Origin of the sequence: Nocardioides palaemonis, from assembly GCF_018275325.1 — a bacterium.
Classification (GTDB): domain Bacteria; phylum Actinomycetota; class Actinomycetes; order Propionibacteriales; family Nocardioidaceae; genus Nocardioides; species Nocardioides palaemonis.
Genome location: NZ_JAGVQR010000001.1, coordinates 70393 through 94902, shown reverse-complemented (window position 1 = coordinate 94902; position 24510 = coordinate 70393). Strand labels below are relative to the sequence as shown.

General features: G+C 73.1%; 23 protein-coding genes and 1 tRNA gene. 12 read left to right on the top strand and 12 right to left on the bottom strand.

Annotation, left to right across the window (positions count from 1 at the left end; translation table 11 throughout):
• The first annotated feature begins 24 nt into the window (after positions 1-24).
• Complete coding sequence (locus KDN32_RS00435; RefSeq protein WP_211730165.1) at positions 25-810, top strand: IclR family transcriptional regulator; 786 nt, start codon at positions 25-27, stop codon at positions 808-810.
• 46 nt (positions 811-856) lie between these two features.
• Positions 857-3418: an amidohydrolase family protein gene (locus tag KDN32_RS00430; protein WP_211730164.1), complete on the top strand. Its 2562-nt coding sequence runs from the start codon at positions 857-859 to the stop codon at positions 3416-3418.
• Positions 3419-3422: 4 nt separating this feature from the next.
• On the opposite strand, the gene KDN32_RS00425 is transcribed toward KDN32_RS00430, so the two are convergent.
• From KDN32_RS00425 to KDN32_RS00405, 5 genes are read right to left on the bottom strand one after another with little or no spacing between them, the layout of a single operon-like run.
• Positions 3423-4379 carry an ADP-ribosylglycohydrolase family protein gene (locus KDN32_RS00425; protein WP_307853587.1) on the bottom strand — a complete coding sequence of 319 codons (957 nt, stop codon included), beginning with the start codon at positions 4377-4379 and terminating at the stop codon, positions 3423-3425.
• Positions 4376-4861 (bottom strand): hypothetical protein, encoded by a 486-nt coding sequence (locus KDN32_RS00420; protein WP_211730163.1) that lies wholly within the window; start codon positions 4859-4861, stop codon positions 4376-4378. Before KDN32_RS00420 ends, KDN32_RS00425 begins: the two co-directional genes overlap by 4 nt.
• The gene (locus tag KDN32_RS00415) at positions 4858-5310 is read right to left on the bottom strand and encodes a hypothetical protein (RefSeq protein ID WP_211730162.1); all 453 of its coding nucleotides are present in this window, start codon (positions 5308-5310) and stop codon (positions 4858-4860) included. The genes KDN32_RS00420 and KDN32_RS00415 overlap by 4 nt, the downstream gene beginning before the upstream one ends.
• Complete coding sequence (locus KDN32_RS00410) at positions 5307-6938, bottom strand: putative T7SS-secreted protein (protein ID WP_211730161.1); 1632 nt, start codon at positions 6936-6938, stop codon at positions 5307-5309. The genes KDN32_RS00415 and KDN32_RS00410 overlap by 4 nt, the downstream gene beginning before the upstream one ends.
• A gap of 1 nt (position 6939) precedes the next feature.
• Positions 6940-7263 (bottom strand): hypothetical protein, encoded by a 324-nt coding sequence (locus KDN32_RS00405; protein WP_211730160.1) that lies wholly within the window; start codon positions 7261-7263, stop codon positions 6940-6942.
• A gap of 136 nt (positions 7264-7399) precedes the next feature.
• Here KDN32_RS00405 and KDN32_RS00400 point away from each other — a divergent pair, with 136 nt between their 5' ends.
• From KDN32_RS00400 to KDN32_RS00380, 5 genes are all read left to right on the top strand, one after another.
• Positions 7400-7720, top strand: coding sequence for a WXG100 family type VII secretion target (locus tag KDN32_RS00400; RefSeq protein WP_211730159.1), 321 nt, complete (start codon positions 7400-7402; stop codon positions 7718-7720).
• Positions 7717-8016 (top strand): WXG100 family type VII secretion target, encoded by a 300-nt coding sequence (locus KDN32_RS00395; protein WP_211730158.1) that lies wholly within the window; start codon positions 7717-7719, stop codon positions 8014-8016. Before KDN32_RS00400 ends, KDN32_RS00395 begins: the two co-directional genes overlap by 4 nt.
• Before the next feature lie 126 nt (positions 8017-8142).
• Positions 8143-11769, top strand: coding sequence for a (Fe-S)-binding protein (locus tag KDN32_RS00390; RefSeq protein WP_211730157.1), 3627 nt, complete (start codon positions 8143-8145; stop codon positions 11767-11769).
• Positions 11770-11923: 154 nt separating this feature from the next.
• On the top strand, positions 11924-12472 hold the full coding sequence (locus KDN32_RS00385) for a toxin-antitoxin system HicB family antitoxin (RefSeq protein WP_211730156.1): 549 nt from the start codon (positions 11924-11926) through the stop codon (positions 12470-12472).
• Positions 12473-12575: 103 nt separating this feature from the next.
• Positions 12576-13409, top strand: a complete 834-nt coding sequence (locus KDN32_RS00380; protein WP_211730155.1) for a DUF4097 family beta strand repeat-containing protein — start codon at positions 12576-12578, stop codon at positions 13407-13409.
• A 122-nt stretch (positions 13410-13531) separates the two neighbouring features.
• Here the strand turns inward: KDN32_RS00380 and KDN32_RS00375 are convergent, their stop codons facing one another.
• The 6 genes from KDN32_RS00375 to dcd form a co-directional block, all read right to left on the bottom strand.
• Positions 13532-14470 carry a siderophore-interacting protein gene (locus tag KDN32_RS00375; RefSeq protein WP_211730154.1) on the bottom strand — a complete coding sequence of 313 codons (939 nt, stop codon included), beginning with the start codon at positions 14468-14470 and terminating at the stop codon, positions 13532-13534.
• Positions 14467-15327, bottom strand: coding sequence for an ABC transporter ATP-binding protein (locus KDN32_RS00370; RefSeq protein WP_211730153.1), 861 nt, complete (start codon positions 15325-15327; stop codon positions 14467-14469). The genes KDN32_RS00375 and KDN32_RS00370 overlap by 4 nt, the downstream gene beginning before the upstream one ends.
• Entirely contained in the window at positions 15324-16397 is a 1074-nt protein-coding gene (locus tag KDN32_RS00365; protein ID WP_307853586.1) for a FecCD family ABC transporter permease, read from the bottom strand. Before KDN32_RS00365 ends, KDN32_RS00370 begins: the two co-directional genes overlap by 4 nt.
• Complete coding sequence (locus KDN32_RS00360) at positions 16394-17434, bottom strand: FecCD family ABC transporter permease (protein ID WP_307853585.1); 1041 nt, start codon at positions 17432-17434, stop codon at positions 16394-16396. The genes KDN32_RS00365 and KDN32_RS00360 overlap by 4 nt, the downstream gene beginning before the upstream one ends.
• Entirely contained in the window at positions 17431-18468 is a 1038-nt protein-coding gene (locus KDN32_RS00355; protein ID WP_211730152.1) for an iron-siderophore ABC transporter substrate-binding protein, read from the bottom strand. Before KDN32_RS00355 ends, KDN32_RS00360 begins: the two co-directional genes overlap by 4 nt.
• A 116-nt stretch (positions 18469-18584) precedes the next feature.
• On the bottom strand, positions 18585-19160 hold the full coding sequence (gene dcd / locus KDN32_RS00350) for a dCTP deaminase (protein ID WP_211730151.1): 576 nt from the start codon (positions 19158-19160) through the stop codon (positions 18585-18587).
• Positions 19161-19249: 89 nt separating this feature from the next.
• Here dcd and KDN32_RS00345 point away from each other — a divergent pair, with 89 nt between their 5' ends.
• The 5 genes from KDN32_RS00345 (at position 19250) to KDN32_RS00325 (ending at position 23729) form a co-directional block, all read left to right on the top strand.
• Positions 19250-20011 carry an SGNH/GDSL hydrolase family protein gene (locus tag KDN32_RS00345; protein WP_211730150.1) on the top strand — a complete coding sequence of 254 codons (762 nt, stop codon included), beginning with the start codon at positions 19250-19252 and terminating at the stop codon, positions 20009-20011.
• A gap of 41 nt (positions 20012-20052) precedes the next feature.
• Positions 20053-20128, top strand: a tRNA-Gly gene (locus tag KDN32_RS00340).
• A 632-nt stretch (positions 20129-20760) separates the two neighbouring features.
• Positions 20761-21993 carry a C39 family peptidase gene (locus KDN32_RS00335; RefSeq protein ID WP_211730149.1) on the top strand — a complete coding sequence of 411 codons (1233 nt, stop codon included), beginning with the start codon at positions 20761-20763 and terminating at the stop codon, positions 21991-21993.
• A 1-nt stretch (position 21994) separates the two neighbouring features.
• On the top strand, positions 21995-23089 hold the full coding sequence (locus KDN32_RS00330) for a hypothetical protein (RefSeq protein ID WP_211730148.1): 1095 nt from the start codon (positions 21995-21997) through the stop codon (positions 23087-23089).
• A gap of 1 nt (position 23090) precedes the next feature.
• A complete protein-coding gene (locus KDN32_RS00325) occupies positions 23091-23729 on the top strand; it encodes a DUF2461 domain-containing protein (protein WP_211730147.1) in 639 nt (212 codons plus the stop codon).
• Here KDN32_RS00325 and KDN32_RS00320 read toward each other — a convergent pair.
• Entirely contained in the window at positions 23726-24505 is a 780-nt protein-coding gene (locus tag KDN32_RS00320) for a hypothetical protein (RefSeq protein ID WP_211730146.1), read from the bottom strand. The two genes, KDN32_RS00325 and KDN32_RS00320, sit on opposite strands and share 4 nt — an antisense overlap.
• Positions 24506-24510 lie beyond the last annotated feature (5 nt).

Genomic DNA, 24510 nt, shown 5'->3' with positions numbered 1-24510 from the left:
CGTCGACGTGCCACGATCTGACCCGTGAGCCAGGTCCCCGCAGCCACCCGCGCCCTGCGCGTGCTGCGCTTCCTGGCCACCCAGGCCGACCCGGTGCCGCTCGACCGGGTGATGCGGGCGTGCGACCTGCCGCGCAGCACGGCCTACCACCTGCTCAACACGATGATCGACGAGGGATTCGTCGTCCACCTCGCCGAGGAGCACCGCTACGGCCTCGGCGTGGCGGCGTTCGAGGTGGGCAGCGGGTTCACCCGGCAGGAGCCGCTCGCCCGGCTCGCCCGCCGCCCGCTGGCCGAGCTCGTCGACCGGACCGGCCACGGCGCGCACCTCGCGGTGCTGCACGGGCGCGACGTGCTCTACGTCGTCGAGGAGCGCGCGCCCGGCCGGCCCCCGCTCGTCACCGACGTGGGGGTCCGGCTGCCGGCCCACCTCACCGCGTCCGGTCGGGCGATCCTCGCCATGCTCCCCGCGAGCCAGGTGCGTGCGCTCTACCCCGACCGCAGCGCCTTCGTCGACCGGCACGGCCAGGGCCCGACGTCCCTCAGCGCACTGCGCGCGATCCTCGCCGACACCCGGCAGCGCGGCCACGCCGACGAGGACGGCGAGGTCACGCCGGGCCTGCAGAGCGTCGCTGCGGCGGTGCTCGACCACAACGCGCACCCGGTCGCGGGCGTCGCCGTCACCTTCCCGAGCGAGGGCGCCGGCACCGCCGAGGTCGCCGCTGTCGCCCGGGCGGTGACCGCCACCGCGGCGCTGCTGACCCGGCGGGTCAGCGGGCCGGCAGGAGCCGGCCGGGCCGGCGCGACGTAGCCCGCTCGCGGCGCCGTCGTTGGACCCCTGACGACAAGGAGCCGCCGTGACCCCGACGCCGCGTCCCGCCCAGCGCATCCTGCTCTCCCTCGCCACCGCGGCCGCGGTGGTCACCGGTGGCGTGCTGCACGCCGCGCCGGACGGTCCGACGTCCCGCGGCCTCGCGGCGGCGTACGACGTCGGCGTCCGGCAGCGGACCGAGGCGTCCGCCGAGGCGCGCCCGCACACTCATCCCGGACGCGTGCAGGACGCGCTCGCGGTGGTGTCCGGGGACGGCCACGGCCACGTGCACGACCCGGCGACGAAGAACGCGATCAGCCGCACCTCCGAGGCGTCGGCACCCGACCCGACCACGCCCCGCGAGCGGGCCGCCGGTCGGGCCGCGGTGGCGGCCCAGCGCACGCTCGCCGAGCCGCGCCTGACCCGGGTGCCGCTGCGCGAGCCGCGCCGCCGGGTCCCCGAGAGCCGGTACGCGATGGCCGGCGGCTGCTACCGCCTCGGCGGCCAGCCGGTGACCTTCCAGGCGACCGGCCTCGGCAGCTACCTGCTCTACGCCACCGACCGCACCTTCCTCGCCGCCGCCGGGTCCGGCGCCACGACCTGGGCTGCCGGGCCGTCCCCCGCCGCCGACTGGACCGTGCGCGGCGCCGGCCGCGGCCGCTTCACCTTCACGCTCGCCGACGGTCGCGGCCTGCGGCACTCGTCCTCCGGCTTCGCGGCCGGCACCGCGGAGCCGCTGGCGCTGCGACGCACCGCAGGCTGCACGGCGTTCCCCGAGGTCGGGACCGACGTCCGCGGCCGTCCCTTCGGCGGCGCGACGCCGTTCCAGGAGGTCCGGGGCTACGTCGACCCGCACGTGCACGGCCAGACCCACGAGTTCCTCGGCGGCCGGGTGATCTGCAGCCCGCCCTTCCACCCGTACGGCGCTCCGGCGGCGCTCGTCGACTGCCCCGACCACCAGGTCGCCGACGGCCGGGGCGCGCTGCTCGAGGACGTGCTGTCCGGCAACACCCCCGGCACCGGCCACGACCCGGTCGGCTGGCCGACGTTCTCGTACTGGCCCAACCCCCACTCCCTGACCCACCAGCAGGTCTACTACCGGTGGCTCGAGCGCTCGTGGCGCGCCGGCCTGCGGATCCACACCAGCCTGCTCACCGAGAACAACGTGCTGTGCGAGATCTACCCGCTGAAGAAGAACTCCTGCGACGACCGCGACGCCGTGCGCCTCCAGGCGAAGGACATGCGGGCGATGCAGGACTACGTCGACGCCCAGTGGGGCGGCCCCGGGCGCGGGTGGTACCGGATCGTCACCGACCCGTTCGAGGCGCGGGAGGTCATCAACGAGGGCAAGCTCGCGGTGGTGATGGGCATGGAGACGTCCGTGCCGCTGGGCTGCAACGTGCAACTGGGTCGGCCCACCTGCACCGAGGAGCAGATGCTCACCGAGCTCGACGAGATGCGCCGGCTCGGGGTGAGCCAGATGGAGCTGACCAACAAGTTCGACAACGCCTTCACCGGCGTGGCCGGCGACGCCGGCAGCACGGGCACGCTCACCAACGCCGCCAACTTCCTCAACACCGGCTCGTTCCTGCGGATGCGGACCTGCCCGTCGACCAACCCGCCCGGCGTCGAGGACCGCCTCCAGTCGCCCCATCTCGGCGACCTGCCGGGCGGCCCGCAGCCGCAGCCCGACCAGGACGCCATCTTCGGCGCGATCTGGAAGCTCTTCGGCGACACCGGCATCCAGCCCGGCCCGCTCTACCCCGCCGGACCGCACTGCAACCAGCTGGGCCTGAGCCCGATGGGCGAGCGGCTGCTCTCCGCGATGGTCGACCGGCACATCCTCGTCGACCCCGACCACATGAGCGTCGCCGGGCGCACCGCCGCGCTGGACTACCTCGAGCAGCAGCAGGCAGCGGGCCGGTCGCTCGGGGTCGTGTCGTCCCACTCGTGGTCGACGCCCGATGCGTACCCGCGCATCTGCCGCCTCGGCGGCTTCGTCGCGCCCTACGCCGGCGACTCGACGGGCTTCGTCGACAAGTGGCGCCAGCACCTCGGCTGGGCCGACCCGCGGTTCTACTTCGGGTTCGGCTTCGGCTCCGACATGAACGGCTTCGGTGCGCAGGGCGACCCGCGCGGCGCCGACGCGCCCGACCCGGTGACGTACCCGTTCACCGGCCTCGGCGGCGTCACCGTCGACCGGCAGCGCAGCGGCGAGCGGGTCTTCGACGTCAACACCGACGGCGTCGCCCACTACGGCCTCTACCCCGACTGGGTGCAGGACGCCGAGCACGTCGCCGGCGCAGACGGCCCGGCGCTGGCCGACGACCTCGCGCGCGGCGCGGAGGCGTACCTCCAGACGTGGGAGCGGGCGTGGGGCGTGGCGCCCGACTCGTGCCGCAACCCTGCGCTGCGCCGCTCCCTGGCGGCGTTCAGCCGGGCCGCCGAGCCCGGACTTCGGGTCCGGGCGCTGGTGCGGCGGGTCGGCCAGCCGTGGCAGCGGCTGGGACGCACCTTCACCTACTGCGCCCGGGAGCCGGGGAAGGAGCGGGTGCTGGTGACCGTCGAGCTCACCCGCGCCGGGAAGGTACGCGCGGTCCGCTCCTGACCCGTCACGCGTCGCGGGCGACGTGCAGCGCGAGCCCGCGCAGGTCGTCGGCGCGCAGGCCGGGCCAGCCGTGGGCGGCCGCGAGCCACTCGTCGGGCAGCGACGACGCCCCGTGGGCGGCGCCGAGGAGCGCTCCTGCGATCGCCGCGACCGTGTCGGTGTCGTTGCCCGCGTGGACCGCTGCGACCAGGGACCCGACCGTCGGCGAGTCGTCGGGCCCGGGATGCCGGACCGCGGACCAGGCAGCCTGGAGGGCGGTGACGACGAAGCCGTTGGGCGAGAAGCGGGCCGGCTCGTGCCGCTCGGCCTCCGCCACCCAGCCGGACCAGTCCGCCCGTCGCTCGGCCGGCAACCCGCCGACCAGGTCGCCGAGGTCGGGCACGGTCCCCTCGCCCACCGCGATCCGGATCGCCTCGCACCACAGCGCGCAGGCGTCGCCCGCGAGCGGGTCGGCGTGGGTGAGGTCGGAGATCGCCCGGGCCCGCTCCGCGAGCGCGGTGGGGTCGTCGAGGAACGCGAGGGCGACCGGCGCCGTACGCATCAGCGACCCGTTGCCGGCCGTGTGCCCGGTCCGGGCGTGCAGGGCGGCCGCCGCCTGCCGGGCCTCGCGCGCCGGCGCGGTCCGGGCGCCCGCGGCGACCGCGCCGAGCACCGAGCGGGTCTGGGTGCCGACGTCGGTCGCGCCGCCGGCGAGCCAGCCGAGCCAGCCCTCGACGACGGCGTCGAGCGCGACGTCGTCACCGAGCCCGCGGTCGGCCGCCACCTGAGCGACCACGACGGACATCTGGGTGTCGTCGCTCCACTCGCCGGGGGCGTAGGGCCCGAGCCCGCCCCCGATCATCCGCGGCGCCTCGTCCGGCGCCAGCGGAGCCGAGCCGAACTCGTAGGGCACGCCGAGCGCGTCGCCGCACGCCGCCGCGAGCAGGGTGCCCGCGACCCGGTCGTCCAGGTCGGACGTCACGCGATGTCGCCTGCGAACTTGCCCGGGATCGACGGGGGCGCGGGCTCGCGCAGCTCGGCCTCGAGGATCGCGCGCCCGATCTCCTCCTGCACGACGGCCAGGTCGGTCGCCGGCGGCTCGACCTCCGGAGCGGGGACGAACTCCTCGACGATCGTCACGCCGAGGTCCTTGACCCTGACCCGCGTGACCAGCGTGAGGATCGTGCCCGGGAGGAAGACGACCTCGTGCTCGTGGCGAGCGGCCGAGAACTGCTCGATGCCGCGCCCGGTCCGGCTGAGGATGGCGTAGACGGCGTCGGTGGTGAAGTTCTCCGTCGCGACGCGCGGGTCGCGCGACGTCGGCAGCAGCGACTCGGTGACGTGTGCCCGCCCCGCCCACCGCTCGTGGCTGCGCGCCTCGCACCCCCGGAAGACGATGCCCTCGTGCGGAGGCAGCTGCTCGAGCGTGGCGAGCATGGCCGCGAGGTCGGGCGTCTGGGTCACGGCTGTCCCTCCATGTTGGTCTGCAGCGTCCAGTGCTCGGCCCGACCCCCGGCGTCAGCGCGTCGCGCGAGGACCGGCACCTTCAAGGTCTCCACCCTGGTCCGTCCGCGACGGTCGGGCGACCAGTCCTTGCCGTCCGAGCGGGCGCACGACCAGGTCTCGCCGTCGAGGTCGACCTGCAGCTCGTCCTGCCCGCGGCCGGGTCGTACGCCGCCGAGGACCCCCTCGACCTGCGCGTCGTCGCCGCGCTCCACCAGCACGCGCTCACCGGCGCGGGTGTGGAACATGTACGCGACGACGTTCCAGTGCGGGTAGTCGTTCTTCTTGACCTCGCTGACCTCGGGGAGCGGGTCGTCCTTGTGGGCCTCCTTGGCCGCTGCCCAGGTGCGGGCTGCCCACTGGGCGATCTCCTCCGGAGTCATGTCGTCGAGGTCGTCACGACCGCTCACGGGACCTCCCTCAGGACCAGGTTGCGGACCCCGTCAGGGCCCACCGTGTTGCTGAGCACCTCGAACTCGGTGCCGCCACGGAACAGGATCTCAGCCTCCGACCTCGCTGCGGAGAAGGGGCCGACGTTGCTGCCCGAGTGGCCCTCGATCGTCATCCGGGTCGGATTCTCCCCGTGGGGGTTGAAGAAGGTCTCGGCAACGTTGGGGTTCGTCGAGCTGCTGCTGAAGGCACGGTCGGAGTAGTTGCCTCCGTTGTTGATGTGGTCGACCACGTCCTGCGGCAGGTTGGTCCCGCGGAAGGTGGTGCCCTCGTAGTTCGGCAGCTGGTCGAGTCCGCGGTTGGTCGCGTCGATCCGCTGCTGCACGCTCAGCTCGTTGGGCCCGATCTGGCGCATGTTGCCGTTCATGACGTCGTAGCCGTCGTTGGTGGTGTAGTCCCAGATCCCCCGGACGCCCTCGCGGTCGAGCTCGGGGTGCTGGCTGGTCACCTCGTCGAGCCACGGCTCGAGGCCGGGGTCGTCGAGGGTGCGACCGACACCCTGCGGGGCGGGGGTGACGTCGTCGTACTTGCGGAGGTCGGCGAGGTCGTCGAGCCGGTTCAGGTCGCTCAGGTTGTCGAGCCTGTTGAGGTCGGACAGGTCGTCGAGCCGGTTGAGGTCCGAGAGGTTGTCCAGCCGCGACAGGTCGGACAACCCGTCGAGGATGTCCGCCCCGCCCTTGACGCCCCGGGTGGCCAGCGCGCCGGTGCCGGCGGTGGCGGCCGCCGCGATCGCGTCGGGCACGAGGTGGCCGATCGCGCGAGCCGGGTCGTCGGCCCAGGTGTCCCAGTCCAGCAGGCTCTTGCCGAGCTCCTTGCCGAAGCCGACCGGGTCGGTGGTGAGGCCGGTGTAGATGCCCTGGGCCATGTTCCACGCGCTCTCGGCGGAGAGCTCGTACTTCTTCATCAGCTCCTCGGGCGTGAGGTCGCCCGAGGCCAGCTTGTAGCCGTCGATCACGAGGTTGACCGGGCTGAACGGCACCATCGTGAGCAGGTCCCAGATCGCCTCGCCGGCCCCCTCGAAAATGCCGCCGACGAACTTCAGGCCCGACTCGAGCCAGTTGGGCTCCTCGGGTGCGTCCGCGCAGCCGGCCTTCACCTGGCCGGCGCAGGTGTGCGCGGCGTGGTCGAGGTCGGAGCGGACGGCCTGCATCGTCCGCAGCGCCTCCTGCTGGATCGGGTCCCCCCAGTCGACGAACGGCTCGGCCTGGTCGGTGCCACCGCTCGCCCAGTAGCTGCGCATCCGGCCCATGTAGGAGTCGTACTGCGTGCGGGCGCTCTCCGACTCGCGCTGCCCCCGCTCGTACTCCGCCTTCGCCTCGCCGGCGCGGCGCTGCGCGTCCTCGAGCTGTCCGGCGTAGGTCGTCAGGCCGGCGGCGGCCTTCTGGAAGCCGTTGCCGGCCTTGGTCCAGCGGTCGGGCTCGAGGTCGTGGGCCTCGCGGAACTCGTCGGCCGCCCGGCCGGTCCAGCCCGACACGTCGATCTTCGACAGCGCGTCGCCGGTGTCCCAGAAGAGCGTGCCCTTCTGCTCCATCAGCACGGCCTTGGCCCGGATGTTGCCGGGGTTGCCCTCGATCTCGAAGTCCGGCACGTCACATCACCTTGATCGCGGCGATCGTGCCCTTGAGGGCGGAGAGGGACTCCTTGCCGGCCTTGTCGGTCTCGTAGTAGTTCATCGCGATCTTGCCGAGCCGCCCGGCCATCTCCTCGACGTCCTGGCAGAGGTTGTTGACGCCCTCCTCCCAGCGGCCCTGGAACTCGTCGAGCGCGTCCCAGACTGCCTCGTGCCCGACATCGCCCTTGGTGGGGACGAGGTCCTCGACGTCCTTGTCCTTGAACAGCTGGAGCGCCTCGTTGAGCCCCTGGGCTGCCTTGCCCATGCTCTCGAGGTCGACCTCGAAGTCGTACGACGCCATGGCAGCGATCTTCCCCGTGGCCGCATCCCTCAAACCGACCGGGGTCGTCGCGTCGCGGGTGTGTGAACCGGGGTCGTCCGGGGTAGGAAGGACCCGACCCACCCGAGCGCTCGACCGACCAGGAAGGGGGCGGCCCGTGGCCGTCGGACTCGTCTACTCCGAGATGCAGGCAGCCGCCCAGGCGGTCGCCGACGCGATCGACCCGCTGCAGAAGACGCTGAGCGACCTCGGAGCGACGATCGAGACCGAGGCTGGCGCCGGGTTCAAGGGCCAGGCCGCCGCCGGGTTCGGCGAGGCGGTCAACGAGTGGTTCGGCGTGGCCGTGACGCTCGGGCCCATCCTCGAGGGCTACGCCCAGAGCCTGATGTACCTCGCCCAGGAGCACGCCACCAACGACGTCGCCCAGGCCGAGCGCGCCGGACAGCTCGCCGACCGGCTCGGTGGTGGTCCGCGATGAGCGAGCGCAGCCTGGTCGTCCACCAGGGTTCCCTGTCCGCCATCGAGTCCGCGCTGGCCGACGCCACCAGCGCGATCACCTCCCAGATCGACGACCTCCTCCAGCAGGTCGAGACCCTCACCCCCGGCTGGGACGAGACGAGCGAGTCGCACATGGCGAACCTCGAGCACCAGCAGAAGCTGCGCGACGGCGTCACGAAGCTCACCGAGGCCCTCGACCAGGTCCGCAGCAAGGTCGCGACCTACCGCGAGGACGCCCGCGAGATCGAGGTCGAGAACGTCGCGATCGTGAACTGAGGGCGACGCCACACCCCGCTGAAGTTACCTGCGGGTAGGATCCTTCTCACTCCTACGAGCCTGCCGTCGGCGCCGCGCGCGGCCCTATGCTCCGGCTCGTACGCCCCGACCGAGGAGCAGTCCCACATGCAGATGTTCGCGATCGTCGTCTCGCTGGCCGTCACCGCCGCAGCACTGGTGATCACCACGCGTGCCGTACGTCGGATGCTGGGCGTGATCCGCACGGGTCAGCCCACCTCCCGGACCGACCGGCCGGGCGCGCGGGCGGTGACCCTCGTCAAGGAGTCGCTGCTCCACACGCGGATGCTCCAGTGGCACTGGGTCGGCATCATGCACTGGTTCGTCTACGCGGCGTTCCTCTTCCTGTCCTCGGCGGTCCTGGCCGGCTACTTCCAGCTCTTCGACCCCGAGTTCGCGATCCCGCTGGTCGGGAAGTGGTTCCTCTACGAGTGGTTCGCGGAGTTCCTCGGCCTGCTCGGCACCATCGGCATCCTGGTGCTGATCGTCTACCGCCAGGTGAACCACCCGCGCAGCCTCGGGCGCCGCAGCCGCTTCTTCGGCTCCAACTTCTGGCAGGCCTACTTCGTCGAGGCGATGGTGCTGCTCGAGAGCGCCGCGATCCTCTTCATCCGCGGCGCGGAGTACAAGCTGCTCGACGGCGCCGAGAAGTTCCACTTCCCGCTGTCGTGGATGGTCGGCGAGGCGCTGTTCCCCGACTCCCACGCGGCGCTGGAGAACATCATCTTCTTCGTCGCGATGGTCAAGATCACCTCCGCGATGGCGTGGCTGATCGTGATCTCGTCCAACCTGACGATGGGCGTCGCGTGGCACCGCTTCACCGCGTGGTTCAACATCTACTTCAAGCGTGAGTCCGACGGCAGCACGGCGCTGGGCGCGATGAAGCCGCTGACCTCCGACGGCAAGGCCGTCACGCTCGACGACATCGACGACCTCGACGAGGACTCGACCCTCGGCGTCGGCGCGGTCGAGGACTTCTCGTGGAAGGGCATCCTCGACTTCACCACCTGCACCGAGTGCGGCCGCTGCCAGTCGCAGTGCCCGGCGTGGAACACCGAGAAGCCGCTGTCGCCCAAGCTCCTCATCACCAGCCTGCGCGACCACGCGTACGCCAAGACGCAGGGCGACGAGGCCCACGCGGAGCGCCAGCTCGTCGGGGTCGGCTCCAAGGGCGAGAGCGCGGGCTCCGGCGAGGACGTCCTCGACTGGTTCTACAACCCCGCTGACGGCGACTTCGTGATCGACGAGGACGTGCTGTGGAGCTGCACCTCGTGCGGCGCCTGCGTCCAGCAGTGCCCGGTCGACATCGAGCACGTCGACCACATCATGGACATGCGGCGCTACCAGCTGCTCGTGGAGTCCAACTTCCCCGCCGAGCTCAACCAGCTCTTCAAGGGCCTGGAGAACAAGGGCAACCCGTGGAACATGTCGGCCTCGGCCCGCATGGACTGGGCCAAGGGCCTCGACTTCGACGTGCCGGTGGTCGGTGAGGACCTCGAGTCGCTCGAGTCGGTCGACTGGCTGTTCTGGGTCGGCTGCGCCGGCGCCTACGAGGACCGGGCGAAGAAGACCACCCGCGCCGTGGCCGAGCTGCTCGACATGGCCGGCATCTCCTTCGGCGTGCTCGGCAACGGCGAGACCTGCACCGGCGACCCGGCCCGCCGCGCCGGCAACGAGTTCGTTTTCCAGGGTCTCGCCCAGCAGAACGTCGAGACGTTCAAGGAGTACAAGGTCAAGAAGGTCGTCTCGACCTGTGCCCACTGCTTCAACACGCTCAAGAACGAGTACAAGGACTTCGGCATCGAGCTCGAGGTCGTCCATCACACCCAGCTGCTCAACCGCCTCGTGCGCGAGGGGAAGCTGACCCCGGTCAAGGACGGCGCGGGCGCCGCCAAGCGCTCGATCACCTACCACGACCCGTGCTACCTCGGCCGCCACAACCAGGTCTACTCGCCCCCGCGCGAGCTGCTCCAGGTCCTGCCGGGCGCGGAGTTCGTCGAGATGGAGCGCAACTCCGAGCGGTCCTTCTGCTGCGGCGCGGGCGGTGCGCGCATGTGGATGGAGGAGAACCTCGGCGAGCGGATCAACATGAACCGCACCAAGGAGGCCGTCGGCACCGGCGCCGACCAGATCGCCGTCGGCTGCCCCTTCTGCCGGGTGATGCTCTCCGACGGGCTCACCATGCAGCAGAGCAAGGGCGAGGCCCGCGAGGAGGTCGAGGTCCTCGACGTCGCACAGATGCTGCTCGCGTCGGTCAAGGGCGAGCAGGCCACCAAGGCTGCGCCGGGCTCGGCGTCGGCCGCCGCACCGGCCGCTGCGACCGCCACCGCGACGACCGACGTCGCGACGAAGGACGAGCCCGAGGCCGGCGACGTCACGGTCACCGATGACACCGTCACCGAGACCGCCGACGCAGGCCCCGCCGCCAAGGCGTCGGGTGGCACCTCGCTCTTCGACACCCCGGCCGACGCACCCGCTCCCGGCGGGTCTCTCTTCGACACCCCGGCGCCCGAGGCACCCGCTGCCCCCGAGCCGGCCGCGCCGGCCGAGTCGGCCGCGCCGGAGAAGTCGGCCGACGCGTTCGCCGGAGGGTCGCTGTTCGACACCCCGGCGGCCGAGGAGCCGAAGGCTGCCGAGCCCGAGGCCGCGAAGCCCGCCGCCGAGCCCGCCGCCGAGCCGGACACCGCTCCTGCGTCGTCGACCGACCTCGGCGCCGGCGGCTCCCTCTTCGACCTCGGTACGCCCGAGCCGCAGGCCGCGCCAGAGCCTCAGGCCGCCGAGCCCGAGCCGCAGGCCGAGGCCGCCCCGACCCCGTCCGCCGACCTCGGCAGCGGCGGGTCGCTGTTCGACATCGCCGCCCCGGAGCCGGCGCCGGCCGCCCCGTCCGAGCCCGCCGTGGCAGCTGAGTCTCCCAGCGACTCAACCCCCAGCAGCGCCGCCGCCGAGCCCGCCGTGGCAGCTGAGTCTCCCAGCGACTCAACCCCCAGCAGCGCCGCCGCCGAGCCCGCCGTGGCAGCTGAGTCTCCCAGCGACTCAGCCGCCAGCGACGCCTCCGTCACGACGTCCACGCCGACGACGGACGCCGACCTGTCGAGCCTGGGCTCGCTCTTCGACCTCGAGGCTCCCGCGCAGACGACGGCGCCCGCCCCAGCGGCGGCACCCGAGCCGGCGGCAGAGGCCGAGCCGGCGGCAGAGGCCGAGCCGGCAGAGGCCGAGCCGGCAGAGGCCGAGCCGGCAGAGGCCGAGCCGGCAGCAGCTGAGCCGGACCCGGAGCCCGAGCCGACGGCAGCGGCACCGACGCCCGACCAGCCTTCCGCGCAGGCGGCAGCACCCACGGGCGCCACCGTCTCCGCGCCGGCGACCGACGTCGACCTGGGCAGCCTCGGCTCCCTCTTCGACATCGAGGCGCCGACCACGGCTGCCGCCGACGCCTCGGCCCCGGCGGCCGCACCCGAGCCCGCCGAGGAGCCCGCCGCCGAGCCCGCCGCCGCGTCGACGACCGTCGAGGCCGAGCCGGCGGCTGCCCCGCCGAGCGGCGCCGACCTCAGCCAGGCGGCGACGTTCCGCGACCCCGAGGACCTGCCCTCCGAGCCCGCCGCGGCGGAGCCGGATGAGCAGGCCGCGGCGGAGGAGTCGACGGAGGAGCCGAAGCCGGCCCGGCCGTCGGGCGCCCCGGCACACACGCCGCGTACGGACGTCGACATCAACGGGTCGGGTTCACTCTTCGACCTCTGATCGCACCACCCCGCTCGACCTCGGACGGACCCGCACCCACCGGCGCGGGTCCGTCTGCGCGTGGAGGGCGAACCAGCGCGGTGACACCACGCCGATGCCACGTGATGTCACAAGGTGGTTGACATGACATCACAGTGATGTCAGAGTGGTGCGCATGGACATCACGCCGTACGTCGACACCCTCCGCCGCGACCTCGTCGCGGCCGCGGAGGCCGGGGGTGACGAGCTCAAGCAGGCCGCCGAGCGGCTGGCCTACGCGCTCGACCCGAGCGCCCGGCTCGCCCTGATGGAGGCCATCTCGCACGCCGCGGCGGAGATCACCTCCGAGCTCCCCGAGGGCAGCGTCGACGTCCGCCTGGTGGGTCGCGAGCTCGACTTCGTCGTCGAGGTCGCCCCGCCCGTCGCGCTGCCCGCACCGCCCCCGCCGCCCGCTCCGCCGGCCCCGCCCGAGGAGCCCGACGGCGACCTGGCGCGGATCACGCTCCGCATCCCCGAGGCGGTCAAGGCCCGGGCCGAGGAGAAGGCCGCGGCCGCCGGCCAGAGCCTCAACACCTGGCTCGTCGGCGTCATCCGGGGCGCCACCAGCGAGCACTCGATCAACGTCGACATCGACCTGAGCAGCGTCCCGTTCGTGGGCTACGACCCGTTTGCCGCCTCCCGCAAGGAGGGCCGCGGCACCCGCCGGATGTCCGGCTGGGTCTGAGGCCCCGCCGCTCCCACCACCCCGCACTCCCGCGGACCGGCACCTGCCGGCCCGTCGGCCGACCACACCCTGACGCAGGTCCCGACCACACCAGGAGACACCGATGAGCAACCACCTCGACCTCACCTTCGACACCCCCGAGCCGATCGAGCTCTACGTCGAGAACGGCCGCGGCCTGGTCGACGTCACCGCCACGGACACCACCGAGACCACCGTCCGGATCACCGGCGAGCGGGCCGAGGAGTTCGACGTCCGCGACCTCGGCGACCGGCTGGCGATCATCGCGCCGTCCCGCGGCGGCGGCATCTTCGGGCGGGACTCCCGCGCCGAGGTCGTCGTCGAGGTGCCGGTCGCCAGCGCCCTGCACGCCAAGGTCGGCAGCAGCGACCTCTCCGCCCACGGCCGGATCAGCGACGCCCGGGTCGACAGCGGGTCGGGCGACGTCGTGATCGAGGTCGTCGAGGGCGACACGGTCGTCCACTCAGGCTCGGGCGACGTCACCGTGGACCACCTCGTCGGCGAGGCGCACCTGAAGTCCGGGTCCGGCGACGTCGTCGTCGGGCGCGCCGAGTCCTCGCTGGTCGTCACCACCGGCAGCGGCGACGTCCGCGTCGACGCCGCCCGCGACGACCTCGCGATCAAGACCGGCTCGGGCGACGCACGGGTCGCCTCCGTCGGCAGCGAGGCGGTCTTCACCACCGGGTCCGGCGACCTCGTCGTCGACGAGATCGGGCCGGGCCGGATCACCGCGAAGACCGCGAGCGGCGACGTGCGGATCGGCGTCCTCGCCGGCACGCCCGTGTGGACCGACGTCCGCACCGCCAGCGGCCGCCTCGCCTCCACCCTGCCGAGCACCGGCGAACCGGCGCCCGACCAGCCCTACCTCGAGGTCCGTGCCACCACGGCCTCGGGCGACGTCACCCTCCACCAGAGCTGACCAGACCGATTCCAGAGAGGAGCACGGCCATGCACGACGCCTTCACCGACCTCGAGCTCATCGCTCGCCACCGCATCGCCGAGCGGGTGCGCTACACCCCCCGCTCGCCCAAGCGCCGCTGATCAGGACCGCATCGCCACGCCGCGGCGCCAGTAGCCCATGAACGCCACCTGGGCGCGGTCGAAGCCGAGCTCGTTGACCAGGTGCCGGCGCAGGCCGGTCACGACCTTCGACTCCCCCGCGATCCAGGCGTACGTCCCGCCGACACCGGTCGCCCCGACCGGGAGGTCCTCGCCCGACGAGGAGTAGAACGGCGTCTCCCACAGGTCGGGGTCGACCTCGTCGGGTGACACGTCGACGGACGCCCCGGCGATCCCGAGGTGCGCCACGACGGCGTCGTGCAGCGGGACCCCCAGCGGCCGCCCCTCGCGGGGCAGCCAGACGACGTCGACCCCCGCCGGACGGCGTACGTCCTGCACGTCGGCGGTGACCGGGACCTCCAGGAAGGCGGTCCCGGTCGCGTCGTCGGGGAGCTGCTCCAGCACCGCGCACACCGCGGGGACCGCCGTCTCGTCACCGACCAGCAGCAGGTCGGCGCCGAGGGCCGGGGCGAACTCGATCCCGCCGTAGGGGAACCCGCGGCGCGGCGCGAGCACCACGATCCGGTCGCCGACGGAGGCGGTCGACGCCCACAGCGAGCCGGGGCCGACGAGGTCACCCTCGAGGTGGAGCACCAGGTCGACGACGATGACGGTGTCCTCGCCGGAGCCGTGGACGTCGCGGACCGTGTAGGTCCGCATGTGGCCGCGCTCGGCGGCCGACCTCTCCGACCAGGTCGCGAACCACGACTCGTCCGCGCCCTCGGTCGAGGTGATGGCGCCGGTCGTCGGGTCGGGCAGCACCAGCTTGATCCGCTGGTCCCAGCGCGGCCCGTCGACGCCGAAGTCGGCGAGCCCGGGCCCGCCGAGGCCGACCCGGACGAAGGTGGGCGAGAGGCGCTCGACCGAGACCACCTCGACCTCGGTGAAGAGCAGGGGCAGCGCAGAGGTGGTCACGGTCATCGGGTCTCCTGGACGGTCGTGCCGGTCGGCACGGTGGGGATGGGGCGTGGGTGGTGGCGGCCCACGGGGACCACCAGCGGGGTGTGCGAGACGGGGTCGTCGATGACGCGGCTCTCCAGCCCGAAGACGGTCCGCACCACCTCCTCGGTGACCACCTCGGCGGGCGTCCCGGACGCCACCACGCGCCCGTGGCGCAGCGCGACGAGGTGGTCGGCGTAGCGCGCGGCAAGGTTGAGGTCGTGCAGCACCATCACGATCGTGGTGCCGCGCCGGGCGTTGAGGTCGGCGAGCAGGTCGAGCATCTCGACCTGGTGGGCGACGTCGAGGTAGGTCGTCGGCTCGTCGAGCAGCAGCAGGTCGGTGCCCTGGGCGAGCGCCATCGCGATCCAGACCCGTTGGCGCTGCCCGCCCGACAGCTCGTCGACCACGCGGTCCGCGAGCTGGAGGGTGTCGGTGAGCACCAGCGCCTCGGCGACCGCCTGCTCGTCGGCGGCCGTCCAGCGGCCGAACGGTCCGTGGTGGGGGTGGCGGCCGCGACCGACGAGGTCGGAGACGGTGACGCCCTCGGGCGCGATCGGGTTCTGCGGCAGCAGGCCGAGGGTGCGGGCGACCTGGCGGGTCGGCAGCCGGTGCAGCACCTCGCCGTCGAGCAGGACGGTGCCGCCCCGCGGCTTCAGCAGGCGGGCCAGGCCGCGCAGCAGCGTCGACTTGCCGCACGCGTTGGCGCCGACGACGACGGTGACCTCCCCGGGCGGCACGACGAGGTCGAGGTCGTCGACGACGGCGGTGTCCGCGTACGCGAGGGTGAGGCCGCGGGCCTCGAGTCGGTGGGTGGTGGTGTCCACGGCGGCGCTCATGCCGCCCTCCTTCCACGGGGTCCGGTGGCGGGGCCGCGGGCGAGCAGCCAGAGCAGGAACGGTGCGCCGAACGCGCCGGTGACGACGCCGACCGGCAGGTTGATGTCGAGGGCGTAGGCCCCGGCGTGGTCGGCGACGAGCACGACGAGCGCGCCGACCAGGCCCGAGGCCAGCAGCGTGGTGCGCCCGCGGTTGAGCGCGCGGGCGATCGGGCCGGAGACGAACGCGACGAAGGCGACCGGCCCGGCTGCCGCGACGCCCACCCCGACCAGCAGGGTGGCGAGCAGCATCAGCACGTCGGTGCGCCGGTGGCCGACGCCGAGTCCGGTCGCGGTGTCCTCGCCGAGCTCGGTGGCGCGCAGCGAGCGCGCCGCCCAGGCGGTGGCGGGCAGCAGGACCGCGAGCGCGAGCGCGAGCTGGCCGATCGTCGACCAGGCGACGCCGTTGACGCTGCCGGTGAGCCAGCGCAGCACCAGCTGCACGTCCCACTCGTCGACGCGCGTGAAGACGTACTGGATGACCGACTGCAGAGCGGCGGCCAGGCCGATGCCGGCCAGCACCAGCCGGAAGCCGGAGTGGTCGCCGGCGACCAGGCGCACGAGCAGCGCGGCGGCGAGCGCGCCGCCGACCGCGACGAGCTGCACCGCCCCGCCCGACCAGCCGGCCAGCGCGATCGCGGAGACGGCTGCGGCGCTCGCGCCGAGGCTGACCCCGACCACGTCGGGGCTCGCAAGCGGGTTGCGCAGGGTGGTCTGGAAGATCGCGCCGCCGACGCCGAAGGCGAGCCCGACCAGGACCGCGAGCACGGCGCGCGGCAGCTTGGACTCCATCACGATGTAGGTCGCGCCGGGGATCTGGTCGCCGGTCAGGATGCGCACGAAGTCGGGGATCGTCACCGTGTAGTCGCCGAGCAGCACCCGCACCGCGAAGGCGCCGACGACCGCGAGCAGCAGCCCGCCGACGACCCGGCGGTGGTGCGTGCGCGGTCCGCGGCGCGCGCCGCGTACGGCGTCGAGGGCGGAGGCCATGTCGGTCGACCGGGTGGCGACGGGGCGGTCGGTGACGGTCACAGCGCCCTCCCCGTGCGGCGGACCAGCGCGACGAAGACCGGGACGCCGACGACGGCCGCCATGATCCCGACCTGCACCTCGGCCGGCGGGAGGACCACGCGTCCGACGGTGTCGGCGAGCACGACGAGCGCGGCGCCGACGAGCATCGAGAACGGCAGGACCCGGACGTGGTCGGGGCCGACGAGCACCCGCACCACGTGCGGGACGACGAGCCCGACGAACGCGATCGGCCCGGCGAGGGCGGTCGCGGTGCCGGCGAGCAGCACGATGGCGAGCGCGACGACGAGGCGGTCGCGCGTCGTCCGTCGCCCCAGCCCGCGGGCGAGGTCCTCGCCGAGCGCCAGGGTGTTGAGCACCCGCGCACCGGCGAGCGCGAGCACCGCACCGACGACGAGGAACGGCAGGCCGGTGACCAGGACGTCGATGCCGCGCCCGGCGACGGTGCCGACCTGCCAGAAGCGGAAGCTCTCCATGGTCCTGCGGTCGGCGAGCAGCAGGCCGGTGGTCCAGCTGGCGAGCCCCGCGCTGAGCGCGGCGCCGGTGACCGCGAGCTTCATCGGCGTGGCGCCGTCGCGGCCCAGGGAGGCGATCGCCTGGACCACGAGCGCGGCCACGGCCGCTCCCCCGAAGGCCAGCGGCAGGAACTGCCCCATGGTCGCCGCGCCGAACGCGGTCATCCCGACGACCATGGCGAAGGTAGCGCCGGCGTTGACGCCGAGGATGCCCGGGTCGGCGAGCGGGTTGCGGGTGAGGCCCTGCATGAGGGCGCCGGCGAGGCCGAGGGCGGCGCCGACGGCGAGGCCGAGCATGGTGCGGTCGATGCGCGCCTCGACCACGGCGTGGAGCGGGTGCGCGGGGTCGAGGACCGCGGCGAGCGGGACCGTACGGGCGCCGACCAATACCGACAGCACCGCGGCCCCCGCCACCGCCGCCACCGCGAGCGCGGCGGCGACGGCGACGGGCAGGCCGCGACGCCGCGGGGCCCCGGCCGTGTCGGCGGGGCCCGCGACGTCGCGGGCGGGGGTCAGCGTGGTCACGCGCCCTGGACGGCCTTCACGACCTGGGGCAGGAAGTCGCTGATGATCACCGGGATCGACAGCGGCGTGGGGTTGGTCGACGCCATCGCCTTCTGCTTGTCGGTCTCGGCGTACCAGTGGCCGTCGGCGATCGCCGGGATCTGGCCGACGAGCTTGTCCTTGCTGATCGTGTCGACCGCGTCGTCGGAGTCGACCCAGGTGACGAACACGTCCGAGTCGAGGTCCGCGGCCTTCTCGGCGGACACGGTGCCGTAGAACTCGCCGGGCTTGATCGCGTCGGCGACGGCCGGTGCGTCGACCATGCCGAGGTCGCGCAGGATCGAGACCCGCGGGTCCTGCGGGGCGTAGATGCCGACGGTCGACAGGTCGGTGGTGGCGAGGTAGCCGTAGATCAGCGACGCGCCCTGGAGGTCGGGGTTGGCCGCCTTGGCCTCCTCGATGGTGGCCTCGGTGTCCTCCTCGACCTGCTCGGCGAGCTCGGTGCGGCCCAGCGCCTCGCCGACCATCTCCAGCGAGTCCTGCCAGCTGGTCGTCCACGGCGCCTCGGGGTAGGCGACGACCGGCGCGATCTTGGAGAGCTTGTCGTACTCCGCCTGCGTGATGCCCGAGTTGGTGGCGAGGATCAGGTCAGGGGCGAGCTCGGCGACCTCGTCGATCGGCGCGCCGTCGGCGTCGTCGTAGCGCACGGGCGCCTCGGCGCCGGCCTCCTCGACCGCCGCGTCGAACCAGTCGGTCGACTGCTGGTCGTTGCCGCCCCACGTGATCGCGGTCGCGCCCACCGGCACGACGCCGAGCGCGAGGGCGTGGTCGGCGTCGGTCCAGCCGAGGGTCGCGACCCGGGTCGGCTCGGACTCGATGGTGGTGCTGCCCAGCGCGTGCTCGATGGTCACCGGGAAGGCGTCGGGGTCCGCCGACGTGGTCGCCGTCGGCTCCGCGGCGCTGTCGGTGGCGCTGGTGGAGCCGGTGCTGCACCCGGTGAGGGTCGCGACGAGGAGGGTTGCCGCGGCCAGGGGCGCAGCGAGCGTTCGCTTCATGGGGGTTCTCCGTGCGTGGAAGTGAGGCTGACCTAACTAAGGACAGCCTAACCACACTTCGCGGCAATTACGTCACACGGGTATGCCCTAATCCACGATCCGGACGCGCGAAGGCGTCAGATCCGGGTGCGGTGGAAGTTCTGGAAGGAGCGGCTCGGGGTGGGGCCGCGCTGGCCCTGGTAGCGCGAGCCGTACTTCTCGGAGCCGTAGGGGTGCTCGCTGGGCGAGGAGAGCCGGAAGAAGCAGAACTGGCCGATCTTCATGCCCGGGTAGAGCTTGATCGGGAGCGTGGCGACGTTGGCCAGCTCGAGGGTGACGTGGCCGGAGAAGCCGGGGTCGACGAAGCCGGCGGTGGCGTGGGTCAGCAGGCCGAGGCGTCCGAGCGACGACTTGCCCTCGACGCGCGCGGCGACGTCGTCGGGGAGGGTGACGATCTCGTAGGTCGACCCCAGGACGAACTCGCCCGGGTGCAGGATGAACGGCTCGTCGCCCTCGGGCTCGACCTCGCGCGTCAGGTCGGACTGGTCGGCCATCGGGTCGATGTCGGGGTAGCGGTGGTTCTCGAAGACCCGGAAGTACCGGTCGAGGCGCACGTCGATGCTCGACGGCTGCATCATCGCCGGGTCCCACGGGTGCAGGCCGATCCGTCCGGCGTCGATCTCGGCACTGATGTCACGGTCGGAGAGCAGCACGCAGCCGACACTAGCCCTGTGGCGCGCGGCTCTCGATGGTCGAGGAGGGACGAAGTTCCGTCACGAGAGCCCCCGGGCACAATGGACGGGTGACCTTCCACCGCTACGTCGCCCTGGGCGACTCGTTCACCGAGGGCGTCGGCGACCCCGACCCCTCCCGCCCCAACGGGCTGCGCGGCTGGGCCGACCGCGTCGCCGAGGTGCTCGCGCAGCAGACCGACGACTTCGGCTACGCCAACCTCGCGATCCGCGGCCGCAAGCTCGGCCCGATCGTCGCCGAGCAGGTCGACGCCGCGATCGCGCTCCAGCCCGACCTGGTCACCATCCACGGCGGCGGCAACGACGTGCTGCGCCCGCGCGTCGACCTCGACGCGCTCGCCCGGACCTACGACGACGCGATCGCCCGGCTCACCGCGACCGGGGCGCAGGTCGTCATGTTCACCATCTTCGACCCGGGCGGCGGCGGGATCTACGGCCCCGTGCGCGGCCGGATGGCGATCTTCAACGAGTGGGTACGCGAGATCGCCGACCGGCACGGCGCGCTGGTGGTCGACATGTGGCGGATGCGCGACGTCGAGATCGACGGCGCGATGGACACCGACCGGATGCACCTCAACTCCTCCGGCCACGCCTACATGGCGCACGCCGTCCTCGAAGCCATCGGCGTCGAGCACGGCCAGGAGCCCGTCGTCGTACGCCCGCTGCCGGTGCTGCCGCGCCGCGAGCAGTGGCGCGCCAACGCCCGCTGGACCCGCGAGTTCCTCGTCCCGTGGGTGCACCGGCGGGTGACCGGCCGCTCGTCGGGCGACACCGTCGCCCCGAAGCACCCGGGCTTCTCGAGCGTGCGCTAGCCCGGTCGGGTAGTGTTCGGCGCGCCGTCCCCGGACGGCCTGCGGATGTAGCTCAGTTGGTAGAGCGCGACCTTCCCAAGGTCGATGTCGCGAGTTCGAGTCTCGTCATCCGCTCCATATCCCGTGGTGAGGAAGGGCGCGCACGCGCGACACTGCGCCCACCGTCGATGTCGCGAGTTCGAGTCTCGTCATCCGCTCCATATCCCGTGGTGAGGAAGGGCGCGCACGCGCGACACTGCGCCCACCGTCGATGTCGCGAGTTCGAGTCTCGTCATCCGCTCCATATCCCGTGGTGAGGAAGGGCGCGCACGCGCGACACTGCGCCCACCGTCGATGTCGCGAGTTCGAGTCTCGTCATCCGCTCCAGATCCCGTGGTGAGGAAGGGCGCACACGCGCGACGCTGCGCCCACCGTCGATGTCGCGAGTTCGAGTCTCGTCATCCGCTCCAGATCCCGTGGTGAGGAAGGCCGCGCACGCGCGACGCTGCGCCCACCGTCGATGTCGCGAGTTCGAGTCTCGTCATCCGCTCCACTTCTCTGGTGAGGGACAGCCCTCCACAGGCCCGCTGCGGTAGTCCGCTGCAGTCGGCCGCTTCCGCCGGCGTGTCGACCGGCCGATCGCAGCGGACTACCGGGGCTCTCCACAGGGTGGGCGAACAACGACGCTGTAACTCGTGGTGCGACTTGCGCCTTGTGTGACCAGAGGGGACAGTGGGACGTCCGTTCCCCCGGATCGAGGTTCCTTCCCCATGCGTCTCCTTCCCCCGCAGACCCCCCGCTCCCTGGCCCACCGGATCGCGTCCGACGACGTACGCCGCCCGCTGTGGCGACACCCGGCCAGCATCGCCGCGGCTGCGCTCGCGCTGACCCTCGGCGCCGTCCCGTTCCTGCCCGACGGCGACGCCGGGCAGGGCGCGATCGTGCCGAGCGCCGAGACCACCGCCCCGACTGCTGCCGTCGGACGCGGGCAGGTGACCCCCGAGATGCAGGCGGAGATCGACCGCGTGGTCGCCGAGGGGGCCGCGCTCGACGGCGCGAGCGGCCGTACGACGCAGGCCCTGGCAGCGGTGCGCTGCGCGACGTTTGAGGGCCAGCGCTACTGCCTCGGCTTCGGGTGGACCAACCAGTCCCGCGAGGCGCTCGCTGCTCGGCTGCAGGCCCGCCCGGCGCTCGGCCGCGAGCGCACCGGCGACCTCGACGCCGCGGGGCTCCTGGCCCGCGGCGCGCGCCGGAGCACGTCCGAGCGTGCCGCCGCCGACCGCGCCGAGCTCACCGCCGCGGCCCAGGCCGTCGGCAAGGTGTGGATGCTGCGCCACGAGATCCAGGGCGTGGAGCTGCCGGCGGACTTCGCGGCACGCCACCCCGAGGTCGCCACCGGGACCGACCTGCAGGCCCGCGGCGGCTTCGGCGGGTCCTACCCCGAGCGCTCGAAGATCCTCACCAGCAAGGTCGCCCAGGCGCAGAACCAGACCTGGTGGTGCGGGCCCGCGACGATGCAGGCGATCGGCTGGGCGGCGCAGGGGAAGCGGAAGAACCAGTCCTACTGGGCGCGCCGCCTCGGCACGACGTCGGCCGGCACCGCGATCACCGACATGGTGCGCGTGGTGAACAACAAGACCGACTACGACGACGAGGCGCACGCCGGGCCCTACGTCACGCTCGACATCAGCGACTTCACCTTCAAGCAGTGGTACCGCCTGATGATGCGCCACGTGCACGACTACCGGGCGCCGGTCGTGCTGCACCCGGTTCTGCTCAAGCAGTACTACCCCTACCTCGACGACGACGCGAGCGGGCACTTCCAGGTCGGCCGCGGATACGACCAGAACCCCGGCGGCAACCCCCAGCTCGGCTGGTTCGAGCCGTGGGACCAGTCGAAGTTCGACCCGAGCGAGCCCGCCATCGGCCGCGTGCAGTGGCGCAACGCGTACCGCTCCTACCGCGCGAACCTCGCCCACTTCCAGCACAACGTCGGCGTCTGACGTGCGGCGTACGAGCCTCGCGCTGGCGCTGCTGCTCGCCCTCACCGCCTGCGGCACCGAAGACGAGCCCGGCACCGAGCGACCGTCGAGCAGCCCATCTGGCACCACGGCGACAGGGGACGCGCCCGAGGGCGGGACCCGCGACGAGCCCACGGTCGTCGAGCCGACCGAGGCGCTGCTCGGCTGGCAGGACACCGGCGCGCTCCCGGAGAACGCCTTCGTCAAGGGTCCGCGCTGGGAGGCGCTGTCCACCCCGGGCGACACGCAGGTCGACCTGGCCGCGGACGGGATGTACACGTCGGTCGTCGCGGGCAGCGGCCGCACCATCTCCGAGGTCCTGATGAGCGAGGACTGGGCGGTCGTCGTCAAGCAGGACAAGGCCGAGACCGAGCCCAGCCAGGTCGTCGCGATCGACCTCGCCACCGGCGAGGACCGCGACGTCGTCTCCCCCGTCGCGGCGAGCGGCGGCTCGTGGGCGCTGACCGGCGGCGACCTCTACTTCCCGACCTACGGCGACGACCGCGCGTACTGCCTCGCGACCGTGGCGCTCGCGGACGCCAACGGCGAGGACGGGTGGTGCGCCCCGGACCGGTCGGGCTTCTCCGGGCTCACCGCGAGCGAGGACGGCGTCGCGATGATGACCTTCGACGACGCGCGCCCGGTCGCCTGCCGCACCCTGAACCTGCTCGACGGCAGCGGCGTCCCGCAACCCGTGGAAGGCCCCAGCGACTGCCTCGGCTGGGACGTCGCGGCCACGCCCGACGGGATCGTGTGGTCGGAGGTCCCGAAGCCGCGCCGGCAGGAGGAGGCCCACCTGTACGCCTCCGCCGACGGCACCTACTTCGACCTCGGCCCCGGCACCACCGGCAGCGTGCTCCCCTGCGGCGGGTCGGTCTTCTTCGCCCGCGACCCGCAGGCCGCCGACGAGCCGGCCCGGCTGATGCGCTGGACGCCCGACCGCACGCTCGAGGTGGCCTACGAGTCGGCCTCGACGGGCAACGCGTTCCTCGGCGAGCCGGTCTGCGGCGGCGGTGTGGTGACCCTCTCGTCGTTCGGGGAGCAGGGGGACGAGCAGGTCTGGGCTAACGTCGGCTGACGTGAGCTTCACCGGTTTCCCCGTCGCTGCCCTCGACTTCTACGACGACCTCGAGGTCGACAACACCAAGTCGTTCTGGGAGGCCCACAAGCAGGTCTGGCAGGAGTCGGTGCAGGCGCCGATGAAGGCGCTCATGGCCGACCTCGAGCCGGAGTTCGGCAGCGCGAAGGTGTTCCGGCCCTACCGCGACGTGCGCTTCGCGAAGGACAAGACGCCCTACAAGACCCACCAGGGCGCCTTCGTCGGCGTGGCCCCGGCGACCGGGTGGTACTTCGAGATCTCGCCGCGCGGCACGCGCGTCGGCGGCGGCTTCTACGACGCCGACGGCCCGCGGCTCGCGGCGATCCGCGACGCGATGGCCGACGAGAAGACCGGGAAGGCGCTCGACCGGCTGCTGCGCCGGCTGGAGAAGGACGGCTTCGAGGTGGGCGGCGACCAGCTCAAGACCTCGCCGCGGGGCTACGGGACCGACCACCCGCGCATCCACCTGCTGCGCCACAAGCAGCTCTTCGTCGGCCGGTCCTACGGCTTCGAGGCCGACGCCCTCGACGCCGGCCTCGTCGACCGGGTCCGCGAGGACTGGCGCGCGCTGCGGCCGCTGCTGACCTGGCTGTCGGCCGTGCAGGTCGACCGGTACTAGGCGTACCAGGCGTCGCTGGTCGCGAGGGCCTGCAGCTGCTCGATCGTCAGCACCGGGGCGTCCGCGACGACCTCGCCCTCCTTCTCGCCCGCCGTGTTGCGGGCGATCACGTCGATCTGCCAGCCGTCGGCGGTGCCGAGCGAGACCGTGCGCTCCTGGTAGGCGGGCGACCCGCCGCCACTGGCGTACGCCTCCTGGCGCAGCAGCCGCGAGCCGTCGTCGAGGGTGGTGCAGTCGACGTCGGGCGCCGGCTCGCAGACGACGCTCGGCGCCAGCGGCTCGCCGCCGTCCTGGACGACGACCGGGTTGTTGTACCACCGGATCTTGAACGACACCTGCGCGCCGTCGACGGTCGCGTAGAACAGGCGCGGGCGGTCCTGCCCGGACTGGTCGACCTCGATCGAGCGGACCTCGGTCGCGCCGGTCATCTCGCGGATCGTGTCGGCCATCTGCTGCGGCGGCACGAGCGGGCGCAGCTCGTCGGCGGGAGGAGGGCGGTCGGGGTCGGCGGCGCGGGTCGTCACGGCGTCCAAGCGGTCGGCGACCTCGGTCTCGGCGCCGCGGCCGTCCGGGTCGCCGAGCTGGGGTACGACGGCCGCCAGCGTGCCGATGACGCCGATCACGGCCAGCGAGGCGACCGTCGTACCGATCCGGGCGCGGCGCTGCCGGGCGCGTCCGCGGGTGACGCCGCCGCTGACGAGGCGGTCGACGTCGGGGGTGAGGCCGTCACTGGCACGGCGGAGGAGCTCGGTGACGCCGGTGTCGTCGGTGGGCATGGGTT

Coding starts and splice junctions, on each gene's coding strand:
- KDN32_RS00320 (WP_211730146.1), bottom strand. CDS start 24,505: ATGCCCACCGACGACACCGGCGTCACCGAGCTCCTCCGCCGTGCCAGT.
- KDN32_RS00380 (WP_211730155.1), top strand. CDS start 12,576: ATGAGCAACCACCTCGACCTCACCTTCGACACCCCCGAGCCGATCGAG.
- KDN32_RS00385 (WP_211730156.1), top strand. CDS start 11,924: ATGGACATCACGCCGTACGTCGACACCCTCCGCCGCGACCTCGTCGCG.
- KDN32_RS00355 (WP_211730152.1), bottom strand. CDS start 18,468: ATGAAGCGAACGCTCGCTGCGCCCCTGGCCGCGGCAACCCTCCTCGTC.
- KDN32_RS00395 (WP_211730158.1), top strand. CDS start 7,717: ATGAGCGAGCGCAGCCTGGTCGTCCACCAGGGTTCCCTGTCCGCCATC.
- KDN32_RS00370 (WP_211730153.1), bottom strand. CDS start 15,327: ATGAGCGCCGCCGTGGACACCACCACCCACCGACTCGAGGCCCGCGGC.
- KDN32_RS00335 (WP_211730149.1), top strand. CDS start 20,761: ATGCGTCTCCTTCCCCCGCAGACCCCCCGCTCCCTGGCCCACCGGATC.
- KDN32_RS00390 (WP_211730157.1), top strand. CDS start 8,143: ATGCAGATGTTCGCGATCGTCGTCTCGCTGGCCGTCACCGCCGCAGCA.
- KDN32_RS00405 (WP_211730160.1), bottom strand. CDS start 7,263: ATGGCGTCGTACGACTTCGAGGTCGACCTCGAGAGCATGGGCAAGGCA.
- KDN32_RS00375 (WP_211730154.1), bottom strand. CDS start 14,470: ATGACCGTGACCACCTCTGCGCTGCCCCTGCTCTTCACCGAGGTCGAG.